Here is a 13,651-nt window from a genome sequence, read left to right on the forward strand (position 1 = left end):
GTGGATGCCGACGTCGTCGTCGTGGGAGCCGGGCTCGCCGGCCTCGTCGCCGCGTGCGAGCTCGCCGACGCGGGTCGCTCGGTCGTGCTGCTCGACCAGGAGTCGGAGGCCAACCTCGGCGGCCAGGCGTGGTGGAGCTTCGGGGGCCTGTTCCTCGTCGACACCCCCGAGCAGCGGCGGATGGGCATCAAGGACTCCGCCGAGCTGGCGTGGCAGGACTGGCAGGGCACGGCCGGATGGGACCGCCTGACGACCGACGACGGCGCGCCGGGCCCGGACCACTGGGGGCGCGAGTGGGCCCGCTCCTACGTCGAGTGGGCGGCCGGCGAGAAGCGCGACTGGCTTCGGGCGCAGGGCATCTCGTTCTTCCCGGTCGTCGGGTGGGCCGAGCGGGGCGACGGCACCAGCGGGGGCCACGGCAACTCGGTTCCGCGCTTCCACATCCCGTGGGGCACCGGCACCGGCGTCGTCGCGCCGTTCGAGCGACGGCTGCGCGAGCACCTCGCCGGCGGACGGGTCTTCTACCGCGGACGGCACCGGGTCGACGCCATCGTCTTGTCGAGCGGCGAGGTCAGCGGCGTGCGCGGCTCGGTGCTCGCCGACGACGACGCCCGCGCGGGGCCGCGAGCAGCCGCGAGGTGGTCGGCGAGTTCGAGTACGGCGCCCAGGCGGTGCTCGTGGCGTCGGGCGGCATCGGCGGCAACCACGCGCTGGTCCGCGAGAACTGGCCCGAGCGGCTGGGGACGGCACCGCAGGACCTGCTCACCGGCGTCCCCGCGTACGTCGACGGTCGGATGCTCGCCATCACCGAGGCGGTCGGCGGGACCGTCGTCAACCGCGACCGGATGTGGCACTACGTCGAGGGCGTCCGCAACTGGGACCCGGTCTGGCCGGGGCACGCGATCCGCATCCTGCCGGGCCCGAGTGCGATGTGGTTCGACGCCCGCGGCGACCGGCTGCCCAGCCCGTTCCTGCCCGGGTTCGACACCCTCGGCACGCTGGACCACTTGCGGCACACCGGGTTCGACCACTCCTGGTTCGTCCTCAACCGCTCGCTCGTCGGCAAGGAGTTCGCGCTGTCGGGCTCGGAGCAGAACCTCGACCTCACCGAGCGGCGGTACCGCGACGTGCTGCGGCGTCCGATCACGAAGGTGCCTCCCGCCGTGCAGGCCTTCCTCGACCACGGCGAGGACTGGGTCACCGCCGACACCATCGGCGAGCTCGTCGCCCGGATGAACGCCCTCGAGCCCGGCACCCCGCTCGACCCCGCCCACGTCGAGCGCCAGCTCGTCGAGCGCGACCGGCAGGTCGAGAACGCGTTCACCAAGGACGCCCAGGTCGCGGCCGTCCGGGTCGCGCGCCGCTACCGCGGGGACCGGTTGACCAAGCGTGCCTTCCCGCTGCACCGCATCCTCGACCCGAAGCACGGGCCGCTCGTCGCCGTCCGGCTGCGGGTGCTGTCGCGCAAGACCCTCGGCGGGCTGCACACCGACCTGGCCGGCCGGGTCCTCGACGCCGTCGGCACCCCGGTGCCGGGGCTGTACGCGGCCGGCGAGGTCTCCGGCTTCGGTGGTGGCGGCGTGCACGGGTACCGCGCGCTCGAGGGCACCTTCGTCGGCGGCTGCCTGTTCAGCGGTCGGCAGGCCGGCCGGGCCCTCGCCGCCGCCCTCTGACGCCTCGGCGCGCCCCTCCCTCCCGAACGTGTGTGAAGAACGTCGGCATACCGACGTTCTTCACACACGTTCGCGGGTGGGGTGGCGGTTGGGGGTGGGGGCGTTCAGCGCGACGGGTCGACGAGCACCTTGAGGCTGGTCGGGTCGCTGCGCAGGGTCTCGAGGGCGATCGCGTACTCCGAGAGCGGGAACCGGTGCGTCACGAGCCCTTCCGTGCGCACCCGCCCGGAGCGCAGCAGCGCGAGCGAGCGGTCCATGCAGTCGACCTGCGCGAACGACCCTTGACCGTGAGCTGGCGGCGGAAGACGTCGTAGGGGCTGAGTGGGATGCGGGCGTCCTCGTCGCACATCCCGTAGACGAAGACCGTGCCGTTGGTCGCCGTGAGGTCGGGCAGCGTGGCGACGACCGAGGCGGCACCGGTGACGTCGACCGTGACGTCGAACCCGCCGGGCTGGAGGGCGGCCAGGGTGCGCGCGGTCTCTGCGGCGTCGCGGGTGACGCGTACGACCCGGTCGACGCCGTACGCGTCGGCGAGCTCGAGCTTGAACGGCGTCGGCGCCGCAACCGTCACCCGGCCGGCGCCACCGTGCAGCAGCAGCTGGGACAGCAGGAGCCCGGTCGTGCCCGCCCCGACGACGAGCACGTCGGCCCCCGGCCGCAGGGCCAGCACGTCCATCCCGTGCACGGCGCAGGCCAGCGGCTCGGCGAGCACCGCGACCTCGGCCGGGAGGTCGTCGGCCGGGTAGACCTTGTGGGCCGGGCTGAGCAGCGACTCGGCGAACCCTCCGGGCGCGTTGACCCCGAGGGAGAGGAAGTGCTCGCAGAAGAGGTGGTTGCCGCGCGAGCACTCGGGGCAGCGGCCGCAGGCGGACGCGTTGTCGACGGCCACCCGCCGGCCCGGGACGAGGTGCGTGACGCCCGCACCCACCTCGCGCACCGTGCCCGTGGATTCGTGCCCCGGCGTCAGCGGGAAGGCGGCGAAGAAGCCGCCCTCGTGGAGGTGCAGGTCGGTACCGCACACCCCGCCAGGTCGACGTCGACGACCACCTCGCCCGGGCCGGCCACGGGGCGCGGCACCTCCCGGACGGCGAGCGAGCGGGGTGCGTCGTAGACGACCGCCCGCATGGTGGGGGAGGCGGGCCGGGGCGCGTCGTCGGGCACCCCACCTTCCTAGTCGACCTGCGCGAACGGCGGAAGGCCCGTCCCGGTGCTCGTTAGACTCCAGCCGTGCCGACGACCCGCAGCCCGCGCGTCGCCCGGGCCGTGGGGGCCCTCGGTGAACGCGGTGCTCGCCGGTATCGGGCGCCTGCTCGGGCTGCAGCTGGTCCTCCGGCTCACCGACGGCCTGCCGCCCCGCGCGGCCCGCGCCCTGCTCGCGACGACGATCCTCGCGGTCAACCTGGCGCCGCTCGTCGCGGTGCTCACCGGGGCGATCGGCTACGGCGACGTCTGGCTGTGGCTCGCCCTCGAGGTCGTCACGATCTACGTCTGGACGCTGGTGCGCGCCCTCGTCGCGCGGGGAGCCGACGGCCGCGCCCGGACCCGCTCGTTCGGCACGCTCTTCTTCGGGTTCCACTACGGGATGTTCGCCCTCGTGCCGTTCCTCGTCGGGCTGGCCACCGTGCTGCCGGTCGCGACGCTGCGCAGCCCGTGGCTCACCGTCCTCGTGCTCGGCGGCATCGGGTTCGTCGCGGCGGGCTGGGCGGGCGCCGGCCGGCTGCGCGAGCGCCGGCCCCTCGGGATCGGCGACTACGTCCGGGCCTACGCGCGGATGCTCCTCGCGTATGCCGCCCTGTTCGTCCCGCTCGTGGCCCAGGGCGTGACGAGCAGCGACGACGTGACCCGGATGTCGACCGGGCAGGAGCGCGGCGCCGCCCTGCTCGTCCTCGCCGCCAAGGTCGTCCTCGAGCTCGCCCTGGTCCTCGCCGTCCAGCGGCGCGACGGACGTCTCCTCGTCCTCGGCCGGCCGCTCGTCGTGACGGTGCGGCAGGCCTCGTGACCACCGGCCCGACCTCGCCGCTGCGTGACGACGCGGACTTCCGCCGGTTCTGGCTGGCCCGCCAGGTCTCCATCGCGGGCACCCTCGTCACGGCCGTCGCCCTGCCCGTGCTGGTCTACCGGCTGAGCGGCAGCCCGTCGCTCACGGCGCTCGTCACCCTCGTCGAGGGCCTGCCGTACCTCCTGCTCGGGCTCGTCTCCGGTGCGCTCTCCGACCGGTTTGACCGCCGGCGGGTCATGGTCGTCGCCGACCTGCTGAGCGCGCTGGCCATCGGCTCGGTGCCCGTCGCCCACGTCCTCGGCGTGCTGACCGTCGGCCACGCCCTCGTCGCCGGCTTCCTCGCCCAGGCCTGCTTCGTCTTCTTCGACGGTGCCGCGTTCGGGGCGCTGCCGGCCATCGTCGGGCGCGAGCGGCTGCCCGCGGCGAACGCGGCGATCTGGGGGTTCGGCTCGCTCCTCGACCTCGGGATGCCGATGCTCGCCGGCGTGCTGCTCGCCCTGCTGCACCCGGCGCTGCTCCTCGGCGTCGACGCCCTGAGCTTCGTCGCGTCCGCGGCCTGCGTCGTCGGGATCGCGGTGCGGCTCAACGCCGCTCGCGACCTGCCGCCGCTGCGGCCACGTGCCCTGCTCGACGAGGTCGGTGACGGCCTGCGCTTCCTCGTCGGGCACGAGGGCGTCCGCTCGCAGACCGTCATCGGATTCCTCATGTCGCTGTCCGGGGCGGGGTTCATGGCCCTCTCGGTGCCCTTCGCCGACCGGATCCTCGGCATCGGGACGAGCGGCTGGCGGTTCGGGCTGCTCTTCGCGACGTGGGGCGTCGGCGGGGTGCTGGCCGCGCTGCTGACGCCGCGCCTGCACCGCCGGATGCCGACGACCCGCGCGACCCTCCTCGCCCTCCCCGTCTCGGCCGCGGCGGGGCTCGTCGTCGTCACGACCTCGAGCTGGGTGGTGGCGACGACGGCGATGGCGCTGTGGGGCGTCGCCTACCAGTCGGTCGTGCTCACCTCCATCACCTACCGGCAGCAGGCGACCCCCGAGCACCTCCTCGGCCGGGTCAACACCGCCGGCCGGATGCTGTCCTTCGGGGTCGGCTGGACGACCGGCGCGCTCGGGCGAGCGCGGTCGCGGGGCTGCTGGGCACGCGCACGGCCCTCGTCGCGGTCGTGTCCGTCGGCGTCGTCGCGGCCGTGTTCGGCTGGCTCTCGCCGCTTCGGACGCTCGAGCGGGGCGGCGTCACCGAGGCGGTCGCGTGAGCACGCCGGTCGATGTCGTCGCGCGTCCCCCGGCCTCCCGGTGGGCGCTGCTCGCGGCCTTCTCGCTGCTCGTCGCGACGACCCAGGTGCTCTGGCTGACCTTCGCTCCCGTGACGGGTGACTCGGCCCGCGCGCTAAGGGTGTCCGAGGGGCTGGTCGGTGACCTCGCGGTCGTCAACCCGCTGCTCTTCGTCGTGCTCGCCCTCCCCGCAGGGCGGTTCGTCGACCGCGCGCTGCACCTGACGCTCTCCGCCGGCGCACTGCTCACCCTCGCGGGGCGCTCGTGCGGCTGGTCGACACCTCGGCCTACGGCTGGCAGCTGGCCGGACAGCTGCTGGCGTCCGTCGCCCAGCCGCTCGTGCTCACCGCGACGACCACCCTCGCCGCCCGGTGCTTCCCGCCGGGGGAGCGGACCGTGGCCATCGCCGTCGGCAGTGCCGCGCAGTTCGTCGGGGTGCTCGGCGGTGCCCTCGGCGGGGCGCCCCTCGTGGCCGCCGGGGGTCTGCCGCTGCTGCTCGGCACGCACGCCGTCCTCGCCGGGGTGGCCGCGGTCGCCCTGCTCGTCATGCTCCGGGTCGCCGTCGTGGCGCCGGTCGCGCAGCGGGACGCGCACGGGCTGCGCTGGCTGCGGCACGAGCCGCTGCTGTGGCGGCTCTCCGGCCTGCTGTTCGTCGGCGTCGGGGTGTTCAACGCGCTCGCGACCTGGCTCGACCCCGTCCTCGCCGGCCTCGGCCACCCGGGCGCCGGCGGACCGCTCATCGCCGTCACCACCCTCGCCGGGGTGCTCGGGGCCGCCGTGCTGCCCGGCCCGGTCGCGGCCCGCGGCCTGCGGAGGCGGCTGCTCGTCGCGGCCACCGCGGCCACCGGCCTCGTCTTCGCCGTCCTCGTCGTGGTGCACACACCGGTGGCGGCCGGGGTGCTGCTCGCCGGGCTCGGCTTCCTGCTCCTCGCGGGGCTGCCGGTGGCCCTCGAGTGGTCGGAGGCACACGTCGGGGTCGCGCGGTCCGGGACGGCGACCGCCGTGCTGCTCCTCGCGGGCAACCTCGGCGGCGTGCTGCTCGTCCTGCTCGTGCAGCCGTTCGTCGGCTCGCCGCGCCTGGCGCTCGGGTCATCGCCCTCGCGGCGGTGCCGGGCCTCGCCCTCGCGCTCTCGCTGCCCCGCCGTGAGGACCCCGGGGCCTAGAGGTACTGGCCGGTGCCCTCGGTGTGGCCGGGCTCGCCGGGATGCTGCGGCACGGGCAGCCCGCCGGGCGCGCTCGGGGCGTGGCCCGGGCCGTGCGCCATCCCCGGCGGCAGGGCGCGCATCTGCTGGAGCTGGGCCTGGGCGGCCATCTGCTGCGCCACGAGCGCGGTCTGGATGCCGTGGAAGAGCCCCTCGAGCCAGCCGACGAGCTGGGCCTGGGCGATGCGCAGCTCGGCGTCGGACGGCGTGTCGTCCTTGAACGGCAACGCGATCCGCTCGAGCTCGGCGACCAGCTCGGGGGCGAGGCCGTCCTTGAGCTCGGCGATGGAGCGGTCGTGGATCTCGGCGAGGCGGGCCCGGCCCTTGTCGTCGAGCGGGCTGCTGCGCACCTCCTCGAGGAGCTGCTTGACCATCGAGCCGATGCGCATGACCTTGGCCGGCTGCTCGACGAGGTCGGCCGGGTTGGTCGGCCGCTCGCGCTCGTCGGCCGGCTCGGGCTCGGGCTCGCGCGGCGCGACCCCCATCCCGTCGGGGGTGACGACGACGATGCGCTCGGGGTCGCCGACGACGGTGGCGGGGACGGCGCGGGAGTCGTCGTCGTCGCGGTCGGGACGCTGCGGCTCGCTCATCCCCTCATCCTGCCCCACCGTCCCGGACGCCCGGCGGAAGACCCTTGACATCGTTTCTCGATATGCATATCGTCTGTCGATAACACATCGACTCTCGATATCAGGAGGATGCCGTGGGCGCCACCCAGAAACCCCGCCGGGACCTGCTCGCCTTCGGGCGCTCCGACCGGTGGGGGCTCGCCCTGCTGCTCGCCCTCGTCGCCGTCGTCACCGTCGTCGTCCAGGTCGTGCAGCCGGCCGCCCGCTGGGTCGACGGCGACCCGATGCCGGTCGGGTACGCGGGCCGGGTCGGGGTCCCCGCGCTGGACGCGCTCGGGGTGCGGCACGAGGACGGGTCCGTCACGGCCCTGGTCCCCGACCCCGGGACGACGGTGCGGGTCGTCGACCTCCTCCTCGGGCTCTGCCTCAGCGCCGTGGTCCTCGGGGCGGATGGCTCGTCCTGCGGGTCATGCGCGACGTCGCGGCGGGCGACCCGTTCCGCCCGGCCAACGTCACCCGCCTGCGGGTGCTCGCCGGCCTCGTCGCCATCGCCCTCCCGGCGGTGTGGTTCGGCCGGGCATCGGTCGACGCGGCGGCCCTGACCCGGCTCGGGCCGGACCTCGTCGTCCTCGTGCTCGACCTGCCGTGGCTGCCGGTCCTCGCGGGGACCTTCGTGGCCCTCCTCGCCGAGGCCTTCAAGCTCGGTGGACGCCTGCGCGACGACGTCGAGGGCCTGGTCTGATGCCGGTCGACGAGCCGCACCGCGTCACCTGCCACCTCGACCGGCTGCTCGAGGAGCGGGGGATGACCCTCGCGGCGCTCGCCGAGGCCGTGGGCGTCACGGTCGTCAACCTCTCGGTGCTCAAGAACGACCGGGCCAAGGCCATCCGGTTCAGCACCCTGACGGCCGTCTGCGACGTGCTGGGCTGCCAGCCGGGCGACGTGCTGTCCGTCGAGCCCGCCTGACCCCCGGCCCTCCGGTCCTCGGGTCCTCGGAATCCGCACACCGTGCAGTCGTCCGCACCTCCTCCGGGGGTGCGGACGACTGCCGGGTGTGCGGATGTCTCTCGGCTCAGGCGGCTGCAGGGGCCACGACGTCCGCCGGCGACCCGGCGGGGATGCGACGCAGCAGCGGCTGCGCGGCCAGGGCGAGCAGGAGGGCCAGCGACCCGGCGGCCACCGTGACCGAGAAGGCGCCGAGGTGCCCGTGGGCGTCGGCCAGCCGGCCCGCGACGGCCGAGCCGACCGCGTACCCGAGCCCGGTGACGGCGGCGAGCAGCGTCATCGCCGTCCCCACCCGGGAGGCCGGCACGGCCCGCTCGCCGAGCACGAAGACGCTGATCATGTACGGCGCGACCATGAACCCGAGGACGAGCACGACGACGAACAGCCGCGGCACGGAGTCGGTGACGAGCAGCGGCGTGGTGAGGACGGCCAGACCGGCCGCCGTCACGAGAACCCGTGCGGGGAAGCCGAACCGGGCCGGCAACGCGGCCACCGCGAGACCGGCCAGCACCGAGCCGACGCCCAGCGAGGCGTGGACGAGGCCGGCGAGGCCCGGCTGGCCGGCAGCGGTCGTCAGCACCGTCGTGCCGGTCTGGATCGAGCCGAACAGGACGCCGATGAGCAGCTGGGCGCCGAGCAGCACGGTGAACACGCCGGTGACCAGCCGTCCCACGTGCACGGCCGTCGGACGGTGCGCGTGGGCCAGCGCGGCGGTGGGGTGCAGGGCGAAGGCGGTGCCGAAGCCGAGCAGCAGCACGGCGGCCACCGAGACGGCGAGCGCCGGGTCGACGAGGACGACGAGGACCCCGATGAGGGCCGGCCCGAGGACGAAGGACGCCTCGTCGGCCGCTCCCTCGTAGGAGTAGGCGGTCTCCATGAGCCGGGGCTGGAGCTCGCCCTGGGCCCGGGTCATCGGCCGCCAGCGCACCCGCGCGAGCGGGCCGATCTGGGGCATCGCGGCGCCGGCGACCGCGGCGGCCGCCACGACGACGGCCGGTGCCGCCCCGCCGGTGGCCAGGGCCACGACGGCGAGCAGCGCGACGCCGCCCGCGAGGGACTGGACGAGGACGACCGGACGCTGGCCGACGCGGTCGGCGAGGGCCCCGGCGACCGGCGCGCCGGCGGCGTTGGCGACGGCCAGCGCACCGGCGGCCGCGCCGCCGAGGCCGTAGGAGCCGGTCGTGCCGGCGACGAGGAGGAGGGTGCCCATCTGGCTCATCGCGAGCGGCAGGCGCCCGACGAAGGCCACGAGGACGTAGCGGGGACCGGCGAGCGAGAACAGCCGCCGGTAGCTGGCGAGGGGTGACATGCGGTGCTTCCTGGGGTCCTGCGCCCTGACCGGCGTGCGGGTAGGGCGGAGCGAGTGTGCGCCGAACCCGCCTCCAACGGCGCACGAGGACCCTGTGCTCCACCGATTCTACCGGCTCCCGGGGCCGGCCCCCGCCCCTCAGGTCGCCCGGCGGGTGACCTGGGGGGCGCGGCGGATGCCGGCCGCGGCGAGCGCCGCCGCGACGACCGGCACGAGCACCCCGACGGTCAGCAGGGCGAGCCACGGGATGACGAGGACGCCCGGGGTGTCGACCGACTGGAACGTCAGGGGGTCGTACCCGTTGGTCGTCAGCGGTTTGGCGATGGCGATGCCGGGGACGAGCCCGACGGCCACCCCGAGCACGCACCCCACGGCCGCGAGCACGAAGGCCTGGGCGGCCGCCATCACCCGGCGGGTCCCCCTCGTCGCCCCCAGCGCGGCGAGGGTGGCCTGGTCGGTCTGCTGCTCGGCGAGCGTGAGCGCGGTCGAGGTGAGGACGACGACGAGGATGAGCAGCGAGAACACTCCGAGGAGGATGCCGACGACCAGCCGGTCGTCCCGCTGGAAGCCGTCCTCGCGCTGGATGTTGCCCTCGTCGCCGAGCGACTGCTGGATCCGCTCCAGCGCGGCGTCCGGGACGGGGCTGCCGTCCTCCATCCGCACCGTCCAGCTGCCCGCGCGGGTGTCGAGCCCGGCGATGGTGGGGCTGTCGGCGGCGAAGGCCAGGGTCGCGCCGAGGAGGCGCCCGCTGTTCTCCCTCGTGCGCGGGAGGGCGACCGCCGGGACGCTCTCGTCGCGCTCGACCTGGAGGTCGGGCGCGACGGGCTGGTCCGCGGTGGGGTCGACGAGGTAGGAGCCGCTCGCGACCTCGGCTGTCGTGCCCCGGCCTCCCATGACGACGACGGCGCCCGCGCGCACCCGGGCGGCGTCGGCGTCGGAGAGGTCGAGGCGGCGCAGGAGCTGGTCGGCCGGCAGGGTGAGGACGAGGCCGGAGCCGTTGGCCTGCGTGCCGGCGACGAGGCACTTCTCCTCGAAGCGCCCTTCGCCGGCGACGCCGCCCAGGGTCTGCGGCACCGAGCACCCGGCGGGCACGAGGGAGAGGAACTGCACCCGGTAGGGCTTGTCGGCCACGGAGTCGTACGCGTAGTTCGACGGGTCGCCGGAGAGGATGGTGACGGGTTCGACGACGAGGCCCGGTGCGGCAGTCCCGAGGGCGGATGCAGAGACCGGCTCGGGGCCGGACGCGTAGAGGACGGCCTCGCCGGGGAGGGTGCTCGGGACGTACTCGCGCCGGCTCTGCTCGGTGTCGCTGGCCAGCCCGGTGAGGCCGAAGGTCAGACCGGCCACGGCGGCGAGCACGGCCGCGACCGACGGGGCGCTGCGCGCGCGGTGACGGGCGAGGTCGCGGGCCGACATCCGCAGCGCGGTGGGGAGGTGGCTGCCGAGCCGTCCGACGGCGGTCAGGAGCATCGGGACGAGCAGGAGCGAGCCGAGGATGAGGACGACGGCGCCGATGGTGACGAGGTACTCCGAGGACTGCCCGACGAGGCCCTGGAGCGGTCCGAGGGCGGAGGACCTCAGGACCCCCGTCCCGGCCAGGGTGAGCACCGAGCCGGCGGCGGCCATGAGGACCCCGACGACGAAGACGATGCGGTTCGGGCGCGGCGAGACGCTCTGGCCCCGCATGACCCCGACGATGTCGAGCCGTCCGAGTCGGCGGGCCGGGACCAGGGCGGCGATCACGGTCGAGGCCACGGCGGCGAGCGCGACGGCCCGAGCACGAGGGGCCGCACGTCGAACGGGCCGATGAGGGTCTGGTCGCCGGTGGTGCGGGCCCAGGCGACGACCGCCCACGCCGCTGCCACCCCGAGGACGGTGCCCGCCCCCGCCGAGAGGGCGCCGAGGACCAGGGCCTGGCCCAGGACCGTGCGGCGCAGCATCGGGGTGTGTGCCCCGTTGCTCGCCGCGAGCGCCAGGGTGCGGCGCTGGCGGGCGGCGCTCACGGCGAACGCCGGGCCGACGAGCAGTGTCGTCACGATCAGGAGCATCGCGGCACCGAGCCCGACGAGCAGCGTGGTGTACCGGTCGGCCCCGGCGAGCTGGTCACGGATGGCCGGCGCGAGCCGGTCCGCAGGGGGCGGGTCCTCGAGCACGGCGCGCGAGGTGACCCGGAAGCCGTGGCCGTTGAGGGCCTGCACGTCCTCCCAGGTCACCGGGTCGTCGCCGAGGACGATCCACCGGCCGTACCCGCCCGGGTTCTCGCCGCGGTCCACCGGTTCGCCGGCGGTGACCACGCCGGCCGTCGCGTAGTCGAGGCGGGCCCGGGCGGTCCCGACGACCTCGAAGGTCCGGGCGGTTCCGTCGACCGACCCCTGGAAGGTCCCGGTGCCGGGAACCCCCTTCGCGACCGCGTACGGCGTCAGCAGCACCTCGACGGGGACCGCGGGATCGGTCGACGGCGGGGCCGGCCACCGGCCCGAGAGGAGCACCAGCTTCTCGCCGAGGCCGGGTCGACCGTCGAGCGCGAGGCCCTGGAGGGACACCCGCCGGTCGCCGACGGTGGTGCGCAGGCCGTATTCGTCGACGGCCACGACGTCGGAGCCGACGAGCCGGGACACGGCGGCCGCGTTGTCGAAGGGGTCGCCGGACCGGTCGAAGCCGGGGACCGTGGTGGCCGTCGTCGCCCCCTCGTCGGTCCCATCGTTCTCCGACCCGGACGCCTGCGCCGGGTCCGGGCCCTGGACCGCAGCGCTCGTGTCGGGGCCTTCGAGGAGGGCCTGGCCGCTACCCATCGCCATCGGGATCTTCTCGGCGCCCTGGACGTCGGAGGTGTAGGCGATGGTGACTACGGCCGAGAGCAGGAGGGTCGGCAGGAGCACCATGACGACGACGAGGGCGGAGCGGCCCTTGTGGCGGCGCACGTCACGGCGGGCCATCCGCAGGGCGATCGCCCATGACGAGCGCCACTGCGCGAACCGGCTCGGCTCTGCGACAGTCGCGTTCGGAGGGCCGGCGGGGACCTCGAGGTCGGGTCGCGGAGGAGCGGCGGTGCTCACCGGGAGCCGCCCGAGGCGAGCAGGTCCTCGGCGTCGTCGGCCGCGCCGGTGGTGTCGACGACCCGCCCGTCGCGCAGGAACACCACCCGGTCGGCCCAGGCGGCGTGGCGGGCCTCGTGGGTGACGAGCAGGCCGGCGACGCCCTCGTCGCAGCGCTCGCGCAGGACCCGGAGGACCTCCTCGCCGGTGTGGCTGTCGAGGGCACCGGTCGGCTCGTCGGCGAGGACGAAGCGGCGGCTGCCGACGAGGGCCCGGGCGATGGCGACGCGCTGCTGCTGGCCGCCGGACATCTGGTCGGGGTAGCGGTCGGACAGGCTCATGAGGTCCATGAGGTCGAGGGTGTGGCGGGCCGCACGGCGGGCCTGGCGGGCGCGCATCCCGTCGAGCTCGAGCGGCAGGGCGACGTTCTCGGCGGCCGTGAGGCTGGGGATGAGGTTGTAGTCCTGGAAGACGAAGCCCATCCTCCGCCGGCGCAGCTTGGCGAGGTCGCGGGGGGCCAGGGAGCCGAGGGTCTCGCCGCCGATCGACACGGTGCCGGAGGTCGGGGCGTCGAGCCCGCCGGCGACGTTGAGCAGGGTCGACTTGCCCGACCCGCTCGGCCCCATGACGGCGACGAGCTCGCCGGGGTGGATCTCCAGCGAGACGTGGTCGAGGGCGACGACCCGGGTCTCGTCGTGGCCGTGGACGCGGGTGACGTCGGAGATGACGACGTGCGGTGTGCTCATGCTGGGGTCCCCTCCCGTGCGGCCGGCGCGGTGCCGGCGTGGTCGTGCTCGGGGTCGGCGGCGGTGCCGTCGACCGGTGTGCTGCGGTGGTCGCGGGCCTGGCGGTCGCGGGCGTGGCGGGCCAGGACGGACTCGACGTGGTCGAGCCAGCGCACCTCGGCCTCCGCGGCGAAGACGAGGTTCTCGAGGACGAGCAGCCAGGCGAGGCCGTGCTCGGCGTCTCGGGCGCCCTCGGCCGTCCCCTCCGCACGGTCGAGGGCGTCCCGCTTGAGCCGGGTGAGGTCGCGCAGCTGGCGCAGGGTCGAGGTGCGCTGGCTCTGGACGACGCGGTGGACGTCGACGCCCGGGGCGGTCACCGCGAGTGCGAGCTTGATGGTCAGCTCGTCGCGGGGGGTGTTCGTCCGGTCGACGGGGGTGGTCCACCAGGTGCCGAGCTCGGTGTGCCCGGCGGTCGTCAGCCGGTAGGCGATGCGGCCCTCGGCGTCGGCTTCGCCGGTCTGCTCGACGAGCCCGTCGCGGACCAGCCGCTCGAGCGTCGTGTACACCTGCCCGACGTTGAGCGGCCAGGTGCCACCGGTGCGCTCCTCGAAGTCCGAGCGCAGCCGGGCGCCGTAGGAGTCGCCCTCGGCGAGCAGGGCCATGAGCCCCAGGCGGACCGACATCGACGACCTCCGACCCCGGCATGCATACCGGGTATTCCATGCTGACGAAGAGATGTATACCGAGTATGCGCAGGGCGGTCAAGCACCCGCCGGGCACGGTGCCGACCGTCCACGGCGCGGCACCGACCTCTCGCCGACCGGGTGGTGGCGGTCCGGCTCGCCGTCGATGAGGATGGGCGC

General features: G+C 75.2%; 11 protein-coding genes and 2 pseudogenes. 6 read left to right on the top strand and 7 right to left on the bottom strand.

Annotation, left to right across the window (positions count from 1 at the left end; translation table 11 throughout):
- Window positions 1-1,673 (top strand): annotated as a pseudogene (locus tag G7075_RS18115) (FAD-binding dehydrogenase).
- A gap of 199 nt (window positions 1,674-1,872) precedes the next feature.
- Here G7075_RS18115 and G7075_RS18120 read toward each other — a convergent pair.
- On the bottom strand, window positions 1,873-2,694 hold the full coding sequence (locus G7075_RS18120) for an alcohol dehydrogenase catalytic domain-containing protein (protein WP_166123867.1): 822 nt from the start codon (window positions 2,692-2,694) through the stop codon (window positions 1,873-1,875).
- A 255-nt stretch (window positions 2,695-2,949) separates the two neighbouring features.
- On the opposite strand from G7075_RS18120, the gene G7075_RS18125 reads away from it, so the two are divergent.
- The 3 genes and pseudogenes from G7075_RS18125 to G7075_RS23155 all read left to right on the top strand — a co-directional run.
- Window positions 2,950-3,672 (top strand): DUF6498-containing protein, encoded by a 723-nt coding sequence (locus tag G7075_RS18125; RefSeq protein ID WP_166123868.1) that lies wholly within the window; start codon window positions 2,950-2,952, stop codon window positions 3,670-3,672.
- Complete coding sequence (locus G7075_RS18130; RefSeq protein WP_166123869.1) at window positions 3,669-5,045, top strand: MFS transporter; 1,377 nt, start codon at window positions 3,669-3,671, stop codon at window positions 5,043-5,045. Before G7075_RS18125 ends, G7075_RS18130 begins: the two co-directional genes overlap by 4 nt.
- A gap of 162 nt (window positions 5,046-5,207) precedes the next feature.
- Window positions 5,208-5,969, top strand: a pseudogene (locus G7075_RS23155) (MFS transporter); the annotation flags it as partial.
- Between the two features lie 133 nt (window positions 5,970-6,102).
- Here G7075_RS23155 and G7075_RS18135 read toward each other — a convergent pair.
- On the bottom strand, window positions 6,103-6,735 hold the full coding sequence (locus tag G7075_RS18135; protein ID WP_305849792.1) for a bacterial proteasome activator family protein: 633 nt from the start codon (window positions 6,733-6,735) through the stop codon (window positions 6,103-6,105).
- On the opposite strand from G7075_RS18135, the gene G7075_RS22140 reads away from it, so the two are divergent.
- Window positions 6,653-7,456, top strand: coding sequence for a DUF2975 domain-containing protein (locus G7075_RS22140; RefSeq protein ID WP_256378078.1), 804 nt, complete (start codon window positions 6,653-6,655; stop codon window positions 7,454-7,456). The genes G7075_RS18135 and G7075_RS22140 overlap by 83 nt on opposite strands.
- Window positions 7,456-7,680, top strand: coding sequence for a helix-turn-helix transcriptional regulator (locus G7075_RS18145; RefSeq protein WP_166123871.1), 225 nt, complete (start codon window positions 7,456-7,458; stop codon window positions 7,678-7,680). The genes G7075_RS22140 and G7075_RS18145 overlap by 1 nt, the downstream gene beginning before the upstream one ends.
- Before the next feature lie 106 nt (window positions 7,681-7,786).
- On the opposite strand, the gene G7075_RS18150 is transcribed toward G7075_RS18145, so the two are convergent.
- From G7075_RS18150 to G7075_RS18170, 5 genes are all read right to left on the bottom strand, one after another.
- Window positions 7,787-9,028 carry an MFS transporter gene (locus tag G7075_RS18150; RefSeq protein ID WP_166123872.1) on the bottom strand — a complete coding sequence of 414 codons (1,242 nt, stop codon included), beginning with the start codon at window positions 9,026-9,028 and terminating at the stop codon, window positions 7,787-7,789.
- A gap of 138 nt (window positions 9,029-9,166) precedes the next feature.
- Window positions 9,167-10,783 carry an FtsX-like permease family protein gene (locus G7075_RS18155; RefSeq protein ID WP_166123873.1) on the bottom strand — a complete coding sequence of 539 codons (1,617 nt, stop codon included), beginning with the start codon at window positions 10,781-10,783 and terminating at the stop codon, window positions 9,167-9,169.
- Complete coding sequence (locus G7075_RS18160; RefSeq protein WP_166123874.1) at window positions 10,768-12,084, bottom strand: ABC transporter permease; 1,317 nt, start codon at window positions 12,082-12,084, stop codon at window positions 10,768-10,770. The genes G7075_RS18155 and G7075_RS18160 overlap by 16 nt, the downstream gene beginning before the upstream one ends.
- Window positions 12,081-12,809 carry an ABC transporter ATP-binding protein gene (locus G7075_RS18165; protein WP_166123875.1) on the bottom strand — a complete coding sequence of 243 codons (729 nt, stop codon included), beginning with the start codon at window positions 12,807-12,809 and terminating at the stop codon, window positions 12,081-12,083. Before G7075_RS18165 ends, G7075_RS18160 begins: the two co-directional genes overlap by 4 nt.
- Complete coding sequence (locus G7075_RS18170) at window positions 12,806-13,471, bottom strand: PadR family transcriptional regulator (RefSeq protein ID WP_166123876.1); 666 nt, start codon at window positions 13,469-13,471, stop codon at window positions 12,806-12,808. Before G7075_RS18170 ends, G7075_RS18165 begins: the two co-directional genes overlap by 4 nt.
- Window positions 13,472-13,651 lie beyond the last annotated feature (180 nt).

The organism is Phycicoccus sp. HDW14, assembly GCF_011383005.1.
Taxonomy (GTDB): domain Bacteria; phylum Actinomycetota; class Actinomycetes; order Actinomycetales; family Dermatophilaceae; genus Phycicoccus.

Coding starts and splice junctions, on each gene's coding strand:
- G7075_RS18165 (WP_166123875.1), bottom strand. CDS start 12,809: ATGAGCACACCGCACGTCGTCATCTCCGACGTCACCCGCGTCCACGGC.
- G7075_RS18170 (WP_166123876.1), bottom strand. CDS start 13,471: ATGTCGGTCCGCCTGGGGCTCATGGCCCTGCTCGCCGAGGGCGACTCC.
- G7075_RS18150 (WP_166123872.1), bottom strand. CDS start 9,028: ATGTCACCCCTCGCCAGCTACCGGCGGCTGTTCTCGCTCGCCGGTCCC.
- G7075_RS18145 (WP_166123871.1), top strand. CDS start 7,456: ATGCCGGTCGACGAGCCGCACCGCGTCACCTGCCACCTCGACCGGCTG.
- G7075_RS18135 (WP_305849792.1), bottom strand. CDS start 6,735: ATGAGCGAGCCGCAGCGTCCCGACCGCGACGACGACGACTCCCGCGCC.
- G7075_RS22140 (WP_256378078.1), top strand. CDS start 6,653: ATGCGCTCGGGGTCGCCGACGACGGTGGCGGGGACGGCGCGGGAGTCG.